The sequence below is a fragment of the Embleya sp. NPDC005971 genome (assembly GCF_040629175.1).
Lineage (GTDB): Bacteria > Actinomycetota > Actinomycetes > Streptomycetales > Streptomycetaceae > Embleya.
Genome location: NZ_JBEXUX010000015.1, coordinates 47724 through 66703 on the forward strand (window position 1 = coordinate 47724; position 18980 = coordinate 66703).

Below are 18980 nucleotides of genomic sequence, written 5' to 3' on the forward strand. Positions count from 1 at the left end.
GGCGAGGCAACGACCGGCGGAGGGTGCACGCATGACCGGGCTCATCGACGCGCGACGCACGTGGGAACTGGCCGAGAAGCGCCTGGCGGCGGAGGACGATCCGCGTCGGCACGCGATCCTGACCACACTGGTCGCACACATGCGTGCCGAGCACGAGGGCGACCTGGACGCGCTGATGGCCACCGTGTCGCCGCGGGCGGTCTACCACCAGTGGGGAGCATCGCCGGTCGATCGGGCCCCCAAGTCGCACGCCGAGGTCCGCGAGTTCTATCGTGCCGTGGTCGACAACGACTGCGGCCGACTCGCGCACCACATCGACCGGCTGACGGTGGATCAGGACACGGTGGTGACCGAGGGGTTGCTCCGGATCGCCTATCCGGGCCGGGTACTGGCCGGGATGGGTCGGGTGGTGGCGGACGTCGACGCGTTCTACCTGTACGAGACGCAGATGGCGATCGTGTGGGGCTTCGACGCGGACGCGCTCGTGGTGTGCGAGGACAGTTACTCCACGGGTGACGGGTTCGCCGACATGCGCCGCCTGGACCCGGACGAGGTGCCCGCCCGCAAGGGGGTCTGACGGCGTGTCCCCGAGGTGGTGCGGTCGGCCCGGCCCACGATGGGACACGCCTTGTCCACAGGAATCCCCGGCATCCACCAGAAGTTTCCACAGCCTGTGGATAACTTATGCACACCCGAGGCATCGGGTCGTGGCAGGAATCCATTCATGGTTGGCGTTTCCGCCACTCACGGCGACCCGACGCCGGCGACGAGGATCGAAAGCGAGCCGGCGTACCCCGCATCCCGCCCCGAGGCTCTTCCCGGGAGGTGGGGTACGCCGATCCGCTCGCTCGATCCCATCGGTCACGGGGCCGATGGGCGCGGGCCGCGCCAACGACGGCCCCGACGACAGGGGTCGGTCGGGAACGAGGACGGCCCACTCCCGGGCCGTGCTCGCTCCGGAGTCGGTACAGGCATAGGTTGCCGCCATGCGCCGCGTGGGAATCCTGCTGTTCGACCCGGTCCGGGTGTTCGAATACGCGGTCGCCTTCGAGATCTGGGGCGTCGATCGAACCGGCCGGGGGGTGCCCGCCTTCGAGGTGCGCGTGTGCGGCCCGCGGCGCGCCGGCGTGGACCTGGGCGCCGGCGTCGTCTGCGTCCCCGATCACGACCTGGACGGCCTGGACACGTGCGATCTCGTGGTCGTTCCGGGCAACGAACAGCGGACCGAGCCGCGACGCGAGGTATTCCCCGACGACGTGCTCGAAGCCCTGCGGTCGGCACACCGGCGGGGCGCCACGATCGCGTCGTTGTGCTCGGGCGCCTTCGTCCTGGCGGCGGCGGGCCTGCTGGACGGGCGGCGGGCGACGGCCCATTGGCTGGACACCGAGGACCTGGCCCGCCGGTATCCGAAGGTCACGGTGGACGCCAACGTGCTGTTCGTCGGCGACGGTTCGATCTGGACCTCGGCGGGCTCGGCCGCCGGCATCGACCTGTGTCTGCACCTGGTCCGGCTCGACCACGGCGCCGCCGCCGCCGGCGAGATCGCCCGGACGATGGTGACCGCGCCGTTCCGGTCCGGCGGGCAGGCCCAGTTCATCAGCAACCCGGTGCCGGCCTCGCCCACCGAACAGGGCGACAGCCTCGGCCGGCTGCGCGACCTGGTCCTCGACGACCTGCGGCATCCGTGGACCGTCGCCGAACTGGCCGCCCTCGCCGGCATGTCCGAGCGCAGCTTCGCCCGCCACTTCGTCCGCGGCACCGGCACCTCGCCGCTGCGCTGGTTGGCCGGCCAACGGGTCCTGGCCGCGCAGCGCCTCCTGGAGATCGGCGACCTGTCGATCGCGGCCATCGCCCGCGAGTGCGGCTTCGGCTCGCCGCTGACACTGCGCCAACACTTCACCCGCCATGTCGGCGTCGCGCCCAGGGACTACCGCGCCGCCTTCCGCGGCGGCCGGGGTCGACCGACCGCGAACGGCGGCATCGGGTAGCCGGCCGGCCGCACCCGCTCACGTGCCTGCGGCGATCCGCACCGTCAGGGCGAGGATCGAGTCCAGGGACGGGGCGAAGGCCAGGGCGCGAATCTCGGCGACCAGGGCGCGGGCGTCGCGACGGCTGCCGCCGAGACGTTCACAGATGTCCAGGTCGAATCGGTAGTCGGTCGTCCCGGCGGCGGCGGGGTGCGGCGCGCAGGCCCACTCGACGCCGAGTCCGGCCCGGACCGTCTCCGGCCGCAGCCGCCAGACACGGAGCAATTCGTCCATCCCGCGCGGCGGCCCGTTCGCCCCGGCGGCGGCCAGCCGCGCGGCGACGATCGCGTTGCCGGCCGCCATCCCGCCGGCCGGCCCGAGGATGCCGCCGGCGCCGATCGGCTCGCCCACGAACCCGCCCGCGATGCCCACCGCGTCCCGGATCCGGGCCCGGTCCAGCGCCATCAGCCGGGCCGCGGCCAACGCGCCGCCGAGCACCCCGACCGAGCGTGAGCCGTCCGACGCGGCCAACCGGCAGGCCAGTTCGTGCCCGGCGATCACCGCGATCAGCACCTCGTCGCCGCGTGCCTTGACCTCCTGGCCGACTGCCAGCGCGACCGGCAGCACCACCGCCATCGCCCCGCCCACGTCCACGTGCTCGGGATCCGGCCGCGTCGCGCCGATCAACATGCCATTCGCGAACGCGGCGGCGGGAGCGGCCAATCGGCCTGCGGCGTGCCCGATCAGCTCGGCCTCGGGTGGGCCGCCGATCCCCACCGCCACGTGCACCGCCGGGTCCACCAGCCCGATCCGCGCCGCGACGACGCCGCCGGAGATCGCGGTCAGGATCCGCCGACCGGTCGCCCGTCGTACCGCCACCGGAATATGACGCATTGTCAGCTCTGCGGCCCACTCGGCGAACTCGCCCGATACCGGCATGGAACACCTCCCCGTACCCAGGCTGCACGACGACGTGCGGCAAAGCACGGCGCAATGTCCCATTGTGACCATTCCGACGACATCGCGTCGGCTTCCGGTCACCTCGGGCGCACGAGCCGCGGACGCGGGCGCGGGCCCGCAGGGCGCCGACCCGGAGCGCCGACCCGGGACCCCGCGCTCCCGCGCCGGATCAGCGCACGACACCCGCCGCCCGCGCGGCGGTCAACCACTGCGGGAACTCGGCCAGGATGCGCTCGTACAGCTCGACGTCGGAGATCCGGTCGATGTCGTCGACCTGGAAGAAGCCCGCGTTGTCCACCAGTCGCCCGGGCATCGTGTCGATGCGCTCCAGGATCCCGTAGTTCGACCGACCCAGGCCGACGAACTGCCAGAAGATCGGCAGTCCGGCCGCGTCGGTCAGCAGCCGCTGGATCTGCTTGCTGCGGTTGACCCCGCCGTCCGAGTAGAACAACACCAACACCGGCGCGCCCGGCTCGCGCCGGTAGCGCGCGATGATGTCCTCGATCACCGCGGGCTCGTTGTTTCCGCCGAACACGCCGGAGAGGTGGTCCGGTACACGCTGCCCGCCGTCCGGCAACGGCGGCGACTGCGGCCGGTTGTTGCGGCCGTCGATGTAGACGTTGTCCGCGATCCAGCGCGGCAGTTCGGGGATCCGGACCGGTGCCAGCGGCGCGAACTCGTCGGCGAAGATCCACGCGTCCAGCTCGCCGTCGTCGTCGAGCCGGGCCGCGATCGGCGCCATCCGCTCGACCAGCCGCCCGACCGCGCCGTTCCCGTACAGCTCCCGCATCGAACCCGACCGGTCCAGCACGATCGCCACCCGGGCGCGCACCTCGCGCAGGCCCTTCTTCTCCAGCGTGATCCGTACCGCCTCCTTGCGCAGCGAGATCCGCGCGCCCACCTCCGGCGGCAGCCCGGCCAGTTGCGGGTCCTCCGAGGGCGCGGGCAACCGCATCGTCGGCTCGTCGCTGTACGGCGGCGGCGCCCACCCGGGCGTCCCGCCCACCGGCGCGACCGGCAGCGTCCCGGCGGGCCGTGCGGCGTCGGCCGCGGCGGGCGTCTCGTCCTCCTCGCCGACGTCCACGCCGTAGTCGCTCGCGAGCCCGGCCAGCCCGGTGTCGTAGCCCTGGCCGATCGCGCGCAACTTCCAAGCGCCCTGGCGCCGATACAACTCGCCGAGCACCATCACCGTCTCGCTGCCCGCGGCCTCGACCGCGAACGTCGCGACGGTGGCGCCCGATCCGTCCAGGACCACCAGCGCCAAACCGCCCACCGCGGCGAAGGTGCCCTCGTGCACCGACGCGGCCAGCACCACCCGATCCACGTCGGCGGGCAGCGCGGCCGGATCCGCCACCACCGCCTCGCCGCCGGCCGTCGGACCGACGTGGCGCACCGCGCCGTCGGCCGCGCTCGGTTGGTTGTAGAACACGAAGTCCTCGTCCGAGCGCACCTTGCCGTGCGATCCGAGCAGCAGCGCCGAGACGTCCGCGATCGGCGCGTCCGCCGCGCGGCGGATCACCAGGGTCAGCGGGCCCGCGGGAACCGGGACATTGGCCCCGGCGATCAGAGTCGTCATGGTCGTCAGTGTGGCCCGAATCGGCCTCCTGCCGCTGGGGTGTGGCCGACCTCCGGGGAACGGACGTGATCGGCATCACGAGTGATGAGCCGGCACATCGTGAATGATCGGCCCCATCCGGTGGGAACCAAGCGGTTATGGGCAACAACGGTCATCATCCGGGCGGACATCGCGCGGACCCCGGCGAGTGGAGCGAGGCCGAGCACGAACGTGCCCGGGCGCTGGTCGAACGCGCGGCGTCGATCGCCCGCCGCCTGGAGTCGCTGTGCGCCGCCGAGGCGGCCCGGACGCAGCGCGGCCCCGGTCGCACCTGACGGTGCCACCGAGGCCGGTCGAGAGGCCCGTGGGACCCCTCGCGACGCCCCGTCCCCTCCACGGCGCGTCGGGGTACTGCCGTCACCGCGGTGACCGAAAGCGCACCACACCGACCGAATCGTAGGAAAAGGTCGGGGGCGACCGCATCTCCCGGTGTTCCCACAGGAGATACGGCCGCCCCCGACCGAACACGCGGGACTCGCCCCGCGCACTGCCTTGTTCCACGCACCACTCACTCGACGCCGTGCACCGCGTCGCGGGCACCACACGGCGTACGCCGAACGCTCGAGGACCGACCCGGCCCCGGGGAGTTCTAGCGCAGGACCAGCTTCTGGCCCGGGAGGATCAGGTCGGGGTTGCTGCCGACCACGCCCTGGTTCTTCGCGTACAGCGCCTGCCAGCCGCCGCCCACGTTGTTCGCCGCGGCGATACCGCTGAGCGTGTCACCGGTCTTGACCACGTATTCGCCCGCGGTCGAGGTGGTCGAGGTGGTCTCCACGACCGGAGCCGCGGCGGGCTTGCTCGCCGGGGCGGCCTTCTTCGGCGTCTCGCTCTTGGGCGCGACGGCGACCTTCTTGGGGGTGCTCGTCTTGCTGGTCGACTCCTTCTTCGGGGTCGACGCCTTCTTCGTGGTGGTGCTGCCGGCGTCCGAGGACGGGCTGCCGCCGCCGCGGGTCAGACCGGCCTTGACCGAACACACCGGCCAGGCACCCGGGCCCTGGGTCCGGAGCACGTTCTCGGCGACCCGGATCTGCTCGGCCTTCGAGGCGTTCTGCGGGCTGCCGGTACCGCCGTTGGCGCGCCACGTGCTCTGCGTGAACTGCAGACCGCCGTAGTAGCCGTTGCCGGTGTTGATGGACCAGTTGCCGCCGCTCTCGCACTGGGCGACCTTGTCCCACGTGGAAGTGGTGGCAGCGCCGGCCGAGGTCGCGGTCGCGAGCCCGACGAGCGGGGTGGCGGCGACGACGCCGACGATGGTCGCGGTGCGCAGGCGGCGCTGGGTACGACCCATGCCGCGGTGCGTGTTGGTGCGACCGAAAGCGTTGCGGAGAGACATACATTCCTCTCGGAATTCCCCTGGGGCGGATGGACCGGCGCGACCCTCGCGGATCACCCCCGCCCGGAACCGAACGGTCACGTCCAAGACGTGATGTCCGATGCCGCAACCCCGCGGCCCTCCCAGACCGCGAGTTCCGCCATGCCGTGCCGGCGGGAACCCAGGAGGTGCGATTTGCACATCGCCAGGACCATAAACAGGTTATCCGGCCCGTATCAACCCGCTCGGGCATTTACGCAGGTCAGGATAGGTATTAGAAATGCCCACCGGGGCCCGTGGGACGGCCTTCCGGGCCGGATTCGCGTTTACCGGGCCGCAAACCAGGGAACGTTTTGCCCCTTTTGACCCCCAGCCATACACAATACGCAGTCGACACGTGACGCATTGTCGAATCATCACCGAAGGCGACCGGGCGATCACCCGGCCCGAGGGGTCGAAAGCCGCATTTCGACCGAGCCTTAAATGCCTTTATGTCCGGCTTACGTGCCGGGCGTGAGCGGCATCACAATTCCCTCGATGGTAGTCCGCGGGGGCGCCGGGTATAACCGGCCGGCCATGGCCCGGCGAACCGTCCCCGGCCTGCGTGTATTCACGCTGCGACAGCACTCCGCCACCGGCCGGAAAAGTATGCCGAATGCGATCCGAGCCACCCGGGGAACTGTGACCCGCGCCACTTTCCCGCACGCGTGGGGCTATTCACCCCCCTTTCGAGGGACACCGGCGCGGAACGCGACCGTCCGGAAGCCGGCATGCCGGGAAAGCGCGCCGATATCACGATGCGTGGCTCCGGGAAAGCGGATTCCTTGCGCCGAAAGTCGCGCCCGGCGTACCCCCTATATATAGGAGCGCTCTTCCGGGGTCCGGCGCGCCCCGGTACGGACGAATGCAGACCCGGCGCGGATCGGGGCCCGCGGGGTTCGCCGGGGGTCGCGAGGTCGCCGAATCCGCCGCGGGCCCGCCCGGGGGTGGGCCCGGCCCCGAAGCCGGTGGGACGTGCTCAGTCGCGAATTCCGTCGGCGGCCCGCGGCAGCAGGCCGCTCTCGATCGCGATGACCACCGCGTGCGTGCGGTCGCTGACGTCGAGCTTGGCGAAGACGCGCAGCAGATGTGTCTTCACCGTCGCCTCGGCGATCACCAGCCGCTTGCCGATGTCCGCGTTGGAGAGCCCGTCCGCCACCGCGTCGAGCACCTGCACCTCGCGGGTGGTCAACACCACCGGGGCGGGCCGGCGCATCCGGGCGACCAGCCGCTCGGCCACCCTGGGGGCGAGCACGGTCTGGCCCCGAGCCGCCGAGCGAATGGCGTCGACGAGTTGTTCGCGAGTGGTGTCCTTGAGCAGGTAGCCGATGGCACCGGCCTCCACCGCGCGCTCGATCTCGACGTCGGTGTCGTACGTGGTCAGGATCAACACCCGGGTCCGGCCGCCGAGTCCGATGATCCGAGTGGTGGCGGCCACCCCGTCCAGGACCGGCATCCGCAGGTCGATCAGCGCCACGTCGGGCTCCAGTCGCTCGACCAGTTCGACCGCGGCGAGCCCGTCGCCCGCCTCGCCGACGATCTCGATGGTGGGCTCCGAGGCCAGCAGCGCGACCACTCCGGCGCGCATCACCGAGTGGTCGTCCACCACCACGACGCGCAGCCTGTCCTGTGTCATGTCCTTCACTCCTGACCATCGGTGGGAATCATCGCCAGGATCCGGGTGCCGTCCCCGACCGAGCTGGTGACGGTGAACTCGCCGCCGAGTTCGGCCAGTCGCCGCCGCATGCCGTCGAGGCCGAAACCTCGCGCCGCGTCGACCACGAATCCTCGGCCGTCGTCGGTGATCTCCAGTTCGATGCCGTGCGGGTGGGCGGCGAGCAGCACGCCGACCGTCGTGGCACCCGCGTGTTTGCGCACGTTGGCCAACGACTCCTGGGTGCAGCGCAACAGCGCGATCCGGGTCGGTTGGTCGCATTCGACGTCGGGCAGTTCCGCGTCCACGGTGAGCCCGGTGTCCTCCACGAAACGGTCCAGTGTGCGGCGCAGGGCGCCGGCGACCGAGCCCGGGACGACCCCGCTCTGCGGGGCGGAGCCGACCAACACCCGGGCCTCGGCGAGGTTTTCCCGAGCGGTGTGCTCGATCGAGAGCAACTGCCGGCCGGTGGTCGCGGGATCGCTCGTGATGCCCGACCGCGCCGCCTCGGCGAGCACGATGATGGACGCGAAGCCCTGGGCGAGCGTGTCGTGGATCTCCCGGGCCAGCCGCTCCCGCTCCTCCGCGGCCCCCCGGCGCTGATTGGCCTCGGCCAACCGCCGCTGCGCGCTCTCCAGTTCGCCGTCCAGGGCACGCACCCGCTCGTCGCCCTGCTCGACGAAGCGAAGCACCGACAGCCCCAGCGGGACGCTGATCGCGTAGGCGATCAGCGTCGCCACGGTATTGCCGGTGAGCAGGTCCGGACTCCAGCCCTGCGGCGCGACACCACCGGCCACCGTGGCCGCGGCACCCAGGCCGCCGTAGACGATCGCCGACCGGGAGTCCCTGGTCAGGAACCAGAAGTGCGGGATGGTCGCGACGTACACCGACGCGCCGCCGTGGCGCGAATAGGCCATCGCGCCCAGTCCGACAATGAGCACCCACCCGAAGGTGCGCGGTCGCAACACCGGGTTGTCCGGGAACAGTCGCATGATCAGGTAGGCCAGTGCGACCAGGACCGGCAGTGCCATCGACCAGTACCGGGACGCCCCCGGGTCGTCCCGGCCGGCGACGATCATCGGCATCAGACCCAGCAGCACCCAGAAGAGCAGGTACCACCGGTGCAGGTTCCAGATCCGGAATCGGTCGATGGACTGCGGCCGTTCGGACATGCCGATCAGCCTACTTTTTCGGTCGCACGCACCCCGGCGGCGGGGCCCTGCGCGCTGCTCCGGCGCATCCCGATCGACGGCCACCAGCTCCGGTCGCCCAGCAGCAACATCGCGGCGGGCAGGATCATGATCCGGATCACGAACGCGTCCAGCAGGACGGCCGCCGCCAGGCTGAAGCCGAACTGCTTCATCTCGATCAGATGCAGACCCATGAAGCTGGCGAACACGGTCACCATCACGAACGCGGCGCTGGTCACCACGCCGGCCGAGCTGCCGATTCCCTCCAGTACGGCCTGCCGGGTCGGCACCCCGCGCAGCGCGGCCTCCCGGATCCGGCTGATCACGAACACCTGGTAGTCCATCGACAAGCCGAACAGGATCACGAACAGGAACAGCGGCACCCGGGAGCCGATCGACCCGGTCGAGGTGAAGCCGAACAACCCCTCGGCCCAACTGTTCTGGAAGACCACGACCAGCAGCCCCAACGCGGCACCGGCGGACAGCAGGTTCAACAGCACACCGACCAGGCCCAGCACCACCGACCGGAACGCGAACACGGTGATCACGAAGGTCACCAGGAGCAGCGTCGCGATGATCAGCGGCAACTTCCCCTTCTGATGCTCGGGATAGTCCGCGTAGCGAGCCACATCGCCGGTCACCGCGATGTCGACGCCGGCCAACCTGCCCACCGTGGCCGGCACGTAGTCCCGGCGTACCCGCTCCAGCGAGTCCTGCGCCGCATCGGCACCGACGAAGTGCGGTACGCGCAGTTCCAGCATGGTGATCCGGCGGTCCGGCGAGGTGCGCAGCTCGTCGATGTGCGCCAGTGCCGGGTCGGCCTGTGCCCGTCGCTGCAACTCGCGCAGCGCGCCCGCCACCTCGTCGGCGCGGCCGGCGTCGGCTCGGACCACGACCTGGTGCATCGACTTGAGTTCCGGGAACGCCTGGTTCTGCCGGTGCCAGGTCTCCATCGCGGGCAGGCTGCGGGAGTAGGTCTCCCGGCCGATGTCGGTCAGTTTCAGGTCGGCCAGCGGGGCGGCCAGGGCCAGCATGCCGAGCACGGCGACGGCGAGCGTGGCACCGGGGCGGCGGCTGGTGAAACCCAGCACGGCCGAGGTGATCCGGCCGGCTCCGGCGCGCGGTTCCCGGCGCACCGGTACGGCCCGGCCGCGCCGGCTCGCACGCTCGGCCCGGCGGGCCGCCCGACGCTCGGCTCGGGTGCCGAGCTCGACCAGCAGCGCGGGCAGCACGGTCAGCGACCCGAGCACCGCGACCAGGCAGACCACGATGGCCCCCGTGGCGATCGAGGAGAAGATCACGTCGTCGGCGAGGAACAGCGTCGCGCTGGAGGCGGCGACCGCGAGCCCGGACACCACGACGGCATGTCCGGAGGTGGCGGCGGCCAGTTCGACCAACGCCCGCGAGTCGAGTCGGCCGCCGGAGCGGGCCCGTTCCTCACGTTCGCGCTTGAGGTAGAAGAGCGCGTAGTCGACGCCGACCGCCAGGCCGATCAACAGGATGACGTTGGTGCCGACCCCGGCGTCCGGGAACACGTGCGACGCGAGCATCGACAGCCCGATCGACGCCGCGATCGAGGACAGCGCGAGCAGCAGCGGCACGGTGGCCATCGCCGCCGAGCGGAACACGATCAACAGGGTGAGCAGGGTGACCGGCAGCGCGATCAGTTCGGTCCGCGAGAGGTCCTCGCCCCGCTGGCCCTGGACGTCCTTGCTGATCGAGGGGCCGCCGGTCTCCGCGATCCGCAGGCCGGGGTATCCCGCCCGCACCTTCGCGGTTTGCGCCAGCAGCGGGTCGACGTGGTTCTTCCCGTCCAGCTCGGCGCCCTTCATGGTGACGTCCACCCGGATCGCCGTGCCGTCCGCCGAGCGCACCGGCGCGGCCACCGACGACACCTCGGGCAACCTGCCCATCCGGTCCACGATCTCGCCGGCCGCGGCGGTCGCGGCGCGTACGTCCAAGGGTCCGGTTTTCGCGGTGATCAACACCCGCTCCATCGGCCGCTGTTGCAGCCCGCCCTCGGTGGCCAGCGCCTCGCCGCGACCGGCCTCGCCGACCCGGAAGTCGTCCGCCGTGGCCGCGTTGCCCCCGACGGCGATGCCACCGCCGAGGCACAACGCGACAAAGAGAACCCAGCCGGCGATGGCTCGCCAGGGGTGTCCGGCGCTCCACCGCGCCACCCGAACAGGAAGATTCGTCATGCCCGAAATCCTGGTCGCCGGGCCGGTATCGCGGACAGGCTCGACCGATGGAACCCCTCGTCCACCGATCGGTGGACAAGGACCGAGGAACCGGCGGTCAGGACCCCGTCTTCTCGGACCCCGTCTTCCACCGGGTGACGTTCACGGAGAACGTCCGCAATCCCCCGGCACTCGACGGCTCCCGGATGTCGGTCACCCACACCAGCACCACGGTCTTGCGGCTCGTCTCGACGCAGAACCCCATGTCGCGCGCCACCAGGTTCGAGTTGAGCGCGGAGAGCGGCAACGTGTCCGGCAGCGACGCCACGCGGGCCGCGCCGCGGCACTCCTCGACGGTCGCGTCGGGCTTGGCGACCAGGCCCGCGACGGCTCCGGTGTCCAGGAACCGCAGCTCGGCCGTGAGAGAGTCGTTCGAGTCACCGCCCGAATCCGAGTGACACGCCATGTACTTGAGCGTGACCGGCGGCGACACCGCGCTGTCCGCGCACGAGCGTGGTCACCTCGGCACCGCGCCGGCAGCCCTCGATCACCTCCGCGAGCGAAGGCCGGTCGGCGGGATCCTTGGCCAGGCACGCGTCGAGCACGCCCCGCAGCGGCTCGGGGCACGTGCTCAGATCCGGCGCCTCGCCGACGATCCGATACATCAGGGCCTGGGCGTGGCCCTGCCCGAAGGGATGGTCGCCGGTCGCGGCGTAATGACCCACCAGCGCGAGCGAGAACACATCGGACGGGAACCCGACCGGCCTGCCCTGCACCTGCTCCGGCGACATGAACGCCGGTGTGCCGACCGCGACATCGGTGCCGGTGAGCGCGGTGGTGTCGGCCGCGCGGGCGATGCCGAAGTCGATCACCCGCGGTCCGTCCGAGGCCGGCAGCACGGTGGACGGTTTCAGATCACGATGGATGACACCCGCCGCATGCACCGCCTCCAGCGCCTCGGCCACCCCGGCGACCAGCAACAACACCGTCTCGACGGGCAGCGGCCCGTGCACCCTGACCGCCTCCGACAACGGCGGCCCCGCGACGTACGCCCCGGCCGGCCACGGCAGCGGGCCATCGGTGTTGCTGTCCAGCACCGGCGCCGTGTACGGCCCGTACACCCGCCGAGCGGCCTGCACCTCGCGCTCGAACCGCCGACGAAACTCGGGATCCCGCGCCAGATCGGGCCGCACCACCTTGAGCGCGACCGGCTGCCCACCCCGCGTACGACAGGTAGACGCTGCCCATCCCGCCCTGGCCGAGCCGACCCCGCAGCCGATACCCGGCAACCTCCCGAGGATCACCCGGCAACAACGGATCCAACATGCGCAGTCCCCCGTTCGACCGATCCCGATCCCGGCCCCGCGAGGCCGCCGGCCGAATCGAGCCCGGCCCCGATTATGGCCACCCACCCGACCCCACCCACCCACGCCCCGGGACGACCCCGTACGGGCGGAACGACCGCGAGGTCCGACCACCTCGCCCCCGCGCGCCGCAGGCCGGCGCACCCACACACAAGGGCGGCGGCACCCGAGTTGCCCCGGGTACCGCCGCCCACCTGCGTTTTCGCGCATCCGCATCGCTTCCTGCGGAGGACGTGGGATTCGAACCCACGAACAGAGTCACCCCTGTTAGCAGTTTTCAAGACTGCCGCCATCGGCCACTAGGCGAGTCCTCCAGCTCCGCGACCTGGTTGGGGCGCGGGCGGCATCAGTCTCTCATGAGCGGTGGCTCGGATCACTGGGGATTCCGGGCGGGCCCACGGGTGGCCGGAGGCGGGGGTCAGTTGTCGCCCACCCGCTGACCCAGGGTGACCTCGGTGGTGGCCTCCTTGCCGTCGCGCTGGTAGGTGACCTTCACCTTGTCGCCCGGACGGTGGCTCCAGATCTCGCTGAACAGGTCCTCGTAGGAACCGATCGCCCGGGTGTTCAGCTTGGTGATCACGTCGCCGGCCTTCAGGCCCGCGTTCGCCGCCGGGCCGTTCGCGGTGACCGGGTCCTGGCCGTTGGTGCCCTGCGCCATGATCTTGGCGCCGGTGCCGGTGTAGCGCGAGTCGGGCAGGACGCCCATCTGTGCGTAGACCGGCTTGTTGCCCTGGATCAGCGTGTCCGCGACCCAGCGGGCCTGGTTGACCGGGATCGCGAAGCCCAGGCCGATGCTGCCGGACTCCTGCTGCTGGCCGAACGGCGACTGACCGCCGCCGCCGGTCGAGCGGATCGCCGAGTTGATCCCGATCACCTCGCCGGCCGCGTTCAGGAGCGGACCGCCGGAGTTGCCCGGGTTGATCGCCGCGTCGGTCTGGATCGCGTTCATGTACGAGACCTTTTGCTGGTCGCCGGAGGCCACCGGGCGGTCCTTGGCGCTCACGATGCCCGTGGTCACCGTGTTGGACAGGGTGAACGGCGCACCGATCGCGATCACCGGGTCGCCGACCGCGACCTTGTCGTTGTCGCCCAGCGGCAGCGGCTGGATGCCGGCGGGCATGTCGTCGACCTTGATCACCGCGAGGTCGTAACCCTCGGCGCGGCCGACGATCTTGGCCGGCTTGGTGGTGCCGTCGGAGAAGGTCACGCTCAACTCGCCACCGGCGGCGGCCAGCGACACCACGTGGTTGTTGGTCAGGATGTGGCCCTGCTTGTCGTAGACGAAGCCGGCACCGGTGCCGCTCTCGGTGCCCTGGCCGGACACCTTGCCCTTGGTCTTGATCGTCACCGTGCTCGGGACCGCCTGCTTGGCGATGCCCGCCACGCTCGTGGGCGAGCGGTTCAGCGAGGCCGGGTCCACCGGAGAGGAGGACGGGCCGACGCCCGCCGAGGCCGGCTTGTCGTCCCGATCCACGATCCACGCGCCCACCCCGCCGCCGACGCCGCCGGCGAGCAGCGCGGCCACCACGGCCGCGACCAGGATTCCGGACGGCCGACGCTTGGGCTTGGGCGGTGCGCCGAAACCGGGGTAGCCCGGGTAGCCCGGATAGGCGCCGGTCCCCCCGAACGGCGGAGCCCCCGCCCCACCCGCGGCGGGTCCGGCCGCGAACGCGGCGGGCACCTCGGCCGTCGGCTCACCCACCGGCGGCAGCGCCGCGGTCGGCGCCCCGACCTCCCCGTACGCCCCGGCCTCCCCGTGCGGCTGTCCCACGGTCGGCGCCCCGACCGGCTTGGCCGGCACCTCGGTGCGGAACTCCGGCTCCGCCGCCGGGCCGACCCCCGGCTGCGCCGCCTCGGACCCGATCCCCGGCTGCGCCGGCAGTGGTGTGGCGGAGGACGATCCGTGGCCCTCCCCCGGCACCGGTGAACCGACTTCGCCGCCGGTCACGTCGCGGTCGTCGCTCACGGTCTTCCTCCCACACACATCGGAATGTTTGATGAGCACAGACTCCCCGACGCCCTGTCTGAACACCGTAAGCGCCGGACGCGCCGGCCGCCCCTCCCCCTTATCCCGGGGTTATCCGTGCAGGTCCGGCCACGCGCGTCGGCACGGAAATCCCGGCGGAATCACCGAGGATCGGCCCCGAAAGCACCCCGACGACCCGATTCGGGAGCCCGTCCGGGCGCGGGACACCGTCGCCGGACACCCGGCCGTCACCGTGCGCTCACCTCGGGATGGCACGATTGTTCCGTGTCCACCACCGGGGCGCGCCCACTGCGCGCCAACGTGCAGGTCGTCGCCCACCGAGGCGCGTCCGACACCGTCCCAGAGCACACGCTCGCGGCCTACCTCCAGGCCATCGAGGACGGCGCCGACGCCCTGGAATGCGATGTCCGCCTGACCGCCGACGGCCATCTGGTGTGCGTCCACGACCGCAAGGTCGACCGCACCTCCAACGGCAGCGGGATCGTCTCGACGCTGGAGCTCGCGGACCTGTCCGCGCTCGACTTCGGCTCCTGGAAGGAATCCGGCGTCGAACGCGAACGCCCCGACGAACCGGAGGCCCCCGACTGGGACCGCCGCTCGGTGCTCACCCTGGAGCGCCTGCTCGAACTGGTGGTGGACTCGCCCCGCACGGTGCGCCTGGCGATCGAGACCAAGCACCCCACCCGGTACGCGGGCCTGGTCGAGCGCCGCCTGGTCGATCTGCTGGAGCGGTTCGGGCTGACCCGGCCCGCCACCGAGGACCCGTCGCTGATTCGGGTGATGAGCTTCTCCCAGCTGTCCCTGCGCCGGATGCGACTGATGGCGCCCGAGCTGCCCACCGTGTTCCTGATGGAGCACGTGCCGCTGCTGTTCCGCGACGGCACATTGCCCCGCGAGGTGCGCATCGCCGGCCCCAGCATCGACATCGTGCGCGCCCACCCGCGCTACGTCGCCCGCCTGCATCGGGCCGGGCACCGGGTGCACGTGTGGACCGTGGACGCGCCCGAGGACGTCGAGCTGTGCCTGCGGCTCGGCGTGGATGCCATCATCACGAATCGGCCACGACAGGTACTGGCCCAGGTGTCCGGTTAGACCCCATTGGGGGGCGTACGCTGGTGGCCTTTCGAGACGTTATATCCGTCTTGGCGGGATCACATACCCCTATACGCCCCCGAGCGAGTCTCAGCGCACAGCGCCCCGCCGTTTCCCGTCCGTCGGCATCGGGCATCTCAAGCCCGACGCGCGCGAGAGACCTGTGCGCAAGGCAGACGTGTGCACTAAGGAGGCCGGGGGTGGCAATGGTCGTGGCCCGTGGGGTGCCCGATTCCGCGGCGGTGTTGGTACCGCACGCTCCGGTCGGTGTGTCCGCGGCTCGGCACCGCCTGGCCATCGATCTCGACGAACGCGGCATCGCCGGGGCCGTCGTGGACGACGCGGTGTTGATCCTTTCCGAATTGTTGAGCAACGCGCTGCGCCACGCCCGCGCCCTGCCGTCCGGCAACGTGCGCGCGGCCTGGTGGGTGCGTCCCGACGGGTTGTTGGCGATCGAGGTCACCGACGGCGGCAGTTCCACCCGGCCCCGGCAGGCCAGCCCGTCACTGAGCGCACACGGCGGTCGCGGTCTGTCCATCATCGGCACGCTGGCCGCCGACTGGGGCGTGCGCGGCACGCCGGACGAGGTCACCGTGTGGGCGCTGGTCCCGATCGAGTCCCGCGCCGCCGACCACCTGTGGGACGAATTCGACCTGGACGCGGTCGACCCGCTCGACTGAACCCGGCGCGCCCCGGTGCCGCCCGCCCCCGGTCGACCGTCGCGTCGTGCACGCGTTCGAGCGTCCACTCGTGCTCGCGGAACTCAGTACCCTCGGACCTGGTGAGTCGTCGACCACCATCCCCCCGACACCGAGGCGGAGAGACCGCAGCATGGGCAAGAAGGCCGCGCTGAAGGGCCACACCGGCAACAAGACCCAGACCGCAGCCGCCACGGGATCCGTCCCGGTCGTCGGCGGTCGCGAACCGTGCCCGTGCAACTCGGGCCGCCGGTACAAGGCATGTCACGGGCGCGAGGCATCCGTCGCCGCCGAGACGCTCGTCCTGCGTCCCTTCCAGGGGCTGCCGAACGAGTGCGACTGGATCGCGCTGCGCGAATTGGTCCCGGCCGCGACCGCGCGGCTGACCCTGACCGGCGAGCACGCCGACCAGGTGGTCACCCTCGCGACCGTGCTGCCGATGGCCTGGCCCGCGCTGCGGCGCGCCGACGGCGCCATCCTGGTCGGGCTGCAGACCCACACCAGCTCGGGCGACGTCAGCCGGGACATCGCGCACGCCCTCGAACGCGCGCTCGCCCAGGAGGACGGCACCTCGGTCGCTCCCGGCCCGCTGCCCGAGTCCGGCGACCGGCTGCAGGACCTGCTCGACCTGTCCAAGCCGCTCGAGATCACCGTGCACCCGGGCTTCGACTTCTGGGTGGACGACCCGGCCGCGATGAACGCCGAGGTGAGCGCGTCGCTGGAGCGGGCCAACGCGGCGGCCATGCCGACCGTCCGGCTGACCTCGGTGGACGCCGCGTACTGGTGTGGCACCACCGAGAAGAATCACCTGCGCTGGGTCATGCCGCACGCGGAGGAGGAACTGCTCGACGCCATCGCGCGGCTGCACGCGGCCGGCGAGTCGAGCCTGGGCGAGGGCACCCGCTTCGTCGGCTCGTTCCGCGCGCACGGGCTGCTCGTCCCGGTGTGGGACCTGCCGACCGCGATGACCGCCGAGGACGTGGAGAAGCCGGCCCGCGAGTTCGGTGAGCGTCTCGCCGCCGCGATGGCGGACACCAGCCCGCTGACGCCGCGTCAGCGCAGCGCCCGCAACGGTCTGCTGAACCGCCAGATCACGCTGAACTAGGCGACCCCCGGCCGACCCGCCTCGACGTGGGTCGGCCGGGACGAGGGCCGAACGCCCCGGGCACCGGCCACCCGGGGGAACGCGCCTATCGGGATTCCGGGGACACGAGCGCCGGCGGCCGGGTGCCGGCCGCGTCGCCGTCCCGCTCGTCCACCCCGCCACCGGGCCGGCACACGTCGACGTTCGCGGCCGGCAGTTCGATCACGACGGTCAGGCCCGCGCCCGGTTCGGTCTCGACCCGCACACTGCCCCGGTTCGCGGCCACCCCCGCCCAGACGATGGCCATGCCGAGCCCGCTGCCCGTACCCGAACCACTGCCCGAGTCGGCACCGCCCGCCGTACCGGTACGGCCGTGCTCACGCGCGGCCCGGAAGAACCGGTCGAAGATGCGCTCGGCATCCTGCGGTCGCATGCCCGGTCCCTCGTCGCGCACCCGCAACACCGCACGCCGCTCGCCGTCGTCGCCCGCGGTCTCGGACACCGACACGTGCACGTCCGCCGACACCGGCGTGTGTGCCCGGACATTGGCCAGCAGATTGCCGACCACCTGACTCAGCGTCGCCTCGTCGGCCAGCACCACACAGGTGTCCGGCGCGTCCGTATGCACCCGCCGAGTCGCCTGCTGCGCGGACAGATCGGCGACCGCCCCGCGCACCATGCCCACCAGGTCGATCGGGCGCGGTCGCAACTGCGGGCGCTGGTCCAGCCGGGCCAGCGCGAGCAACTCGTCGACCAGCCGGGCCATGCGCTCGGCCTCGCCCCCCATCCGGTTCAGGGCCCGGGTGCGCTCGTCCTCCGAGACGAGCATGCCCTTCTCGTACAACTGCAGATAGCCGCGAATCGCCGCCAACGGTGTACGCAGCTCGTGCGACGCGTCGGCCACGAACCGCTTGAGGTGCGTCGCCGCGTGCTCGCGGATCTCGAACGCCGACTCGACCTGCTGCAACATCGCGTTCAACGCGGTCCGCAACTGCTCGACCTCGCTGAACGACCTCTTGCGCGCCGCCACACGCGCGGACAGGTCGGGCCGGTCCGGACCGCCCTCGGCGATGCCCGACGCCGTCTCGACCATGTCCTCCAACGGCCGCAGCCGCCACCACGCGAGGCAGTAGATGGAACTGCCCAGCAGCACCAGCAGCACGCCGCCGACCATCAGTTCGAAGTGCACGACCCGGTCGACCACGGCGTCGAGCTCCTCGGTCGAGCGGGCCAGCAGGATGTAGCGGCCGTCGCCGAGGCGCACCGCGGCGGACCGGTAGGAATCCCCACCGAGCGAGATGCCGCGCGGCCCGGCATGCGGCATCAGGCCGCGCCCGTCCCGAAACGTCGACGCCAACGCGCGTTGCAGGGCATCCGGCGCCCGGTCGGCGATCGGCAGGGCCACGCCCCGCTCGTCGACCAGCACGAAGACCTTGCCGTGCAGCCCGGCCGACATCAGCACATCGCGCATGCCCGCGGTCGGGCCCGGTTCGGACAACTGCGCACTGGTGATGCCGGTCCGCTCGATGCCGGTCCGGCCGGTGGACAGGTCCTCGTCGACGCCCGACTCCAGATAGTGCCGAACACCCATCATGCTGAACCAGATCAGCAGCGCCAGGCCGGAGGCGAGCAGCGCGATGCTGCTGAGCGCCAGCGTCGCCCGCATCGCCACGATGTGCGGACGCTTGCGCACCGGCCGCGGCAGGAACCGTCGACGGACCCGGCCGGCCCGCCCACTCTCGCCGTTGCCACCACCGGCGGACCTGCCCGCGTCCCCCGGCCGTTGCCCCGGTGCGCCCGGCCCCTCGGTCGACTCGCCCACGTCGCTCCGCTTCATC

General features: G+C 71.8%; 16 protein-coding genes and 1 tRNA gene. 6 read left to right on the top strand and 11 right to left on the bottom strand.

All coding sequences use genetic code 11. The features are described from left to right. Positions 1 to 31: 31 nt before the first annotated feature. Together ABZ374_RS15775 and ABZ374_RS15780 are read left to right on the top strand one after the other, a co-directional pair. On the top strand, positions 32 to 577 hold the full coding sequence (locus ABZ374_RS15775) for a nuclear transport factor 2 family protein (protein WP_360311145.1): 546 nt from the start codon (positions 32 to 34) through the stop codon (positions 575 to 577). A 409-nt stretch (positions 578 to 986) separates the two neighbouring features. Continuing rightward, positions 987 to 1988: a helix-turn-helix domain-containing protein gene (locus ABZ374_RS15780; protein WP_360311147.1), complete on the top strand. Its 1002-nt coding sequence runs from the start codon at positions 987 to 989 to the stop codon at positions 1986 to 1988. 18 nt (positions 1989 to 2006) lie between these two features. Here the strand turns inward: ABZ374_RS15780 and ABZ374_RS15785 are convergent, their stop codons facing one another. Continuing rightward, a complete protein-coding gene (locus ABZ374_RS15785) occupies positions 2007 to 2906 on the bottom strand; it encodes an MmgE/PrpD family protein (RefSeq protein WP_360311149.1) in 900 nt (299 codons plus the stop codon). Positions 2907 to 3096: 190 nt separating this feature from the next. Continuing rightward, positions 3097 to 4503 (bottom strand): VWA domain-containing protein, encoded by a 1407-nt coding sequence (locus ABZ374_RS15790; protein WP_360311151.1) that lies wholly within the window; start codon positions 4501 to 4503, stop codon positions 3097 to 3099. A gap of 137 nt (positions 4504 to 4640) precedes the next feature. Here ABZ374_RS15790 and ABZ374_RS15795 point away from each other — a divergent pair, with 137 nt between their 5' ends. Beyond that, positions 4641 to 4817 (top strand): hypothetical protein, encoded by a 177-nt coding sequence (locus ABZ374_RS15795; protein WP_360311153.1) that lies wholly within the window; start codon positions 4641 to 4643, stop codon positions 4815 to 4817. A 314-nt stretch (positions 4818 to 5131) separates the two neighbouring features. Here ABZ374_RS15795 and ABZ374_RS15800 read toward each other — a convergent pair whose 3' ends face one another. The 8 genes from ABZ374_RS15800 to ABZ374_RS15835 form a co-directional block, all read right to left on the bottom strand. Beyond that, positions 5132 to 5830 carry a transglycosylase family protein gene (locus ABZ374_RS15800; RefSeq protein WP_360311155.1) on the bottom strand — a complete coding sequence of 233 codons (699 nt, stop codon included), beginning with the start codon at positions 5828 to 5830 and terminating at the stop codon, positions 5132 to 5134. A gap of 1042 nt (positions 5831 to 6872) precedes the next feature. Further along, positions 6873 to 7529, bottom strand: a complete 657-nt coding sequence (locus ABZ374_RS15805) for a response regulator transcription factor (protein WP_360311157.1) — start codon at positions 7527 to 7529, stop codon at positions 6873 to 6875. 5 nt (positions 7530 to 7534) lie between these two features. Continuing rightward, the gene (locus ABZ374_RS15810; RefSeq protein ID WP_360311159.1) at positions 7535 to 8719 is read right to left on the bottom strand and encodes a sensor histidine kinase; all 1185 of its coding nucleotides are present in this window, start codon (positions 8717 to 8719) and stop codon (positions 7535 to 7537) included. A gap of 5 nt (positions 8720 to 8724) precedes the next feature. Continuing rightward, entirely contained in the window at positions 8725 to 10938 is a 2214-nt protein-coding gene (locus ABZ374_RS15815) for an MMPL family transporter (RefSeq protein WP_360311161.1), read from the bottom strand. Between the two features lie 97 nt (positions 10939 to 11035). Continuing rightward, on the bottom strand, positions 11036 to 11383 hold the full coding sequence (locus tag ABZ374_RS15820; RefSeq protein WP_360311163.1) for a hypothetical protein: 348 nt from the start codon (positions 11381 to 11383) through the stop codon (positions 11036 to 11038). Further along, positions 11355 to 12497 carry a serine/threonine-protein kinase gene (locus ABZ374_RS15825; RefSeq protein WP_360311165.1) on the bottom strand — a complete coding sequence of 381 codons (1143 nt, stop codon included), beginning with the start codon at positions 12495 to 12497 and terminating at the stop codon, positions 11355 to 11357. The genes ABZ374_RS15820 and ABZ374_RS15825 overlap by 29 nt, the downstream gene beginning before the upstream one ends. A gap of 9 nt (positions 12498 to 12506) precedes the next feature. Beyond that, positions 12507 to 12595 (bottom strand) — tRNA-Ser (locus tag ABZ374_RS15830). A gap of 104 nt (positions 12596 to 12699) precedes the next feature. Continuing rightward, entirely contained in the window at positions 12700 to 14247 is a 1548-nt protein-coding gene (locus tag ABZ374_RS15835) for a trypsin-like peptidase domain-containing protein (RefSeq protein WP_360311167.1), read from the bottom strand. A 285-nt stretch (positions 14248 to 14532) separates the two neighbouring features. Here ABZ374_RS15835 and ABZ374_RS15840 point away from each other — a divergent pair, with 285 nt between their 5' ends. The 3 genes from ABZ374_RS15840 to ABZ374_RS15850 all read left to right on the top strand — a co-directional run bounded on the left by ABZ374_RS15840 (position 14533) and on the right by ABZ374_RS15850 (position 17163). Beyond that, positions 14533 to 15360 carry a glycerophosphodiester phosphodiesterase gene (locus ABZ374_RS15840; RefSeq protein ID WP_360311169.1) on the top strand — a complete coding sequence of 276 codons (828 nt, stop codon included), beginning with the start codon at positions 14533 to 14535 and terminating at the stop codon, positions 15358 to 15360. Positions 15361 to 15566: 206 nt separating this feature from the next. Then, positions 15567 to 16040 carry an ATP-binding protein gene (locus ABZ374_RS15845; protein WP_360311339.1) on the top strand — a complete coding sequence of 158 codons (474 nt, stop codon included), beginning with the start codon at positions 15567 to 15569 and terminating at the stop codon, positions 16038 to 16040. Between the two features lie 151 nt (positions 16041 to 16191). Then, positions 16192 to 17163, top strand: coding sequence for a DUF5926 family protein (locus tag ABZ374_RS15850; RefSeq protein ID WP_360311171.1), 972 nt, complete (start codon positions 16192 to 16194; stop codon positions 17161 to 17163). 85 nt (positions 17164 to 17248) lie between these two features. On the opposite strand, the gene ABZ374_RS15855 is transcribed toward ABZ374_RS15850, so the two are convergent. Then, positions 17249 to 18979, bottom strand: a complete 1731-nt coding sequence (locus tag ABZ374_RS15855) for a HAMP domain-containing sensor histidine kinase (protein WP_360311173.1) — start codon at positions 18977 to 18979, stop codon at positions 17249 to 17251. Position 18980: the final 1 nt, after the last annotated feature.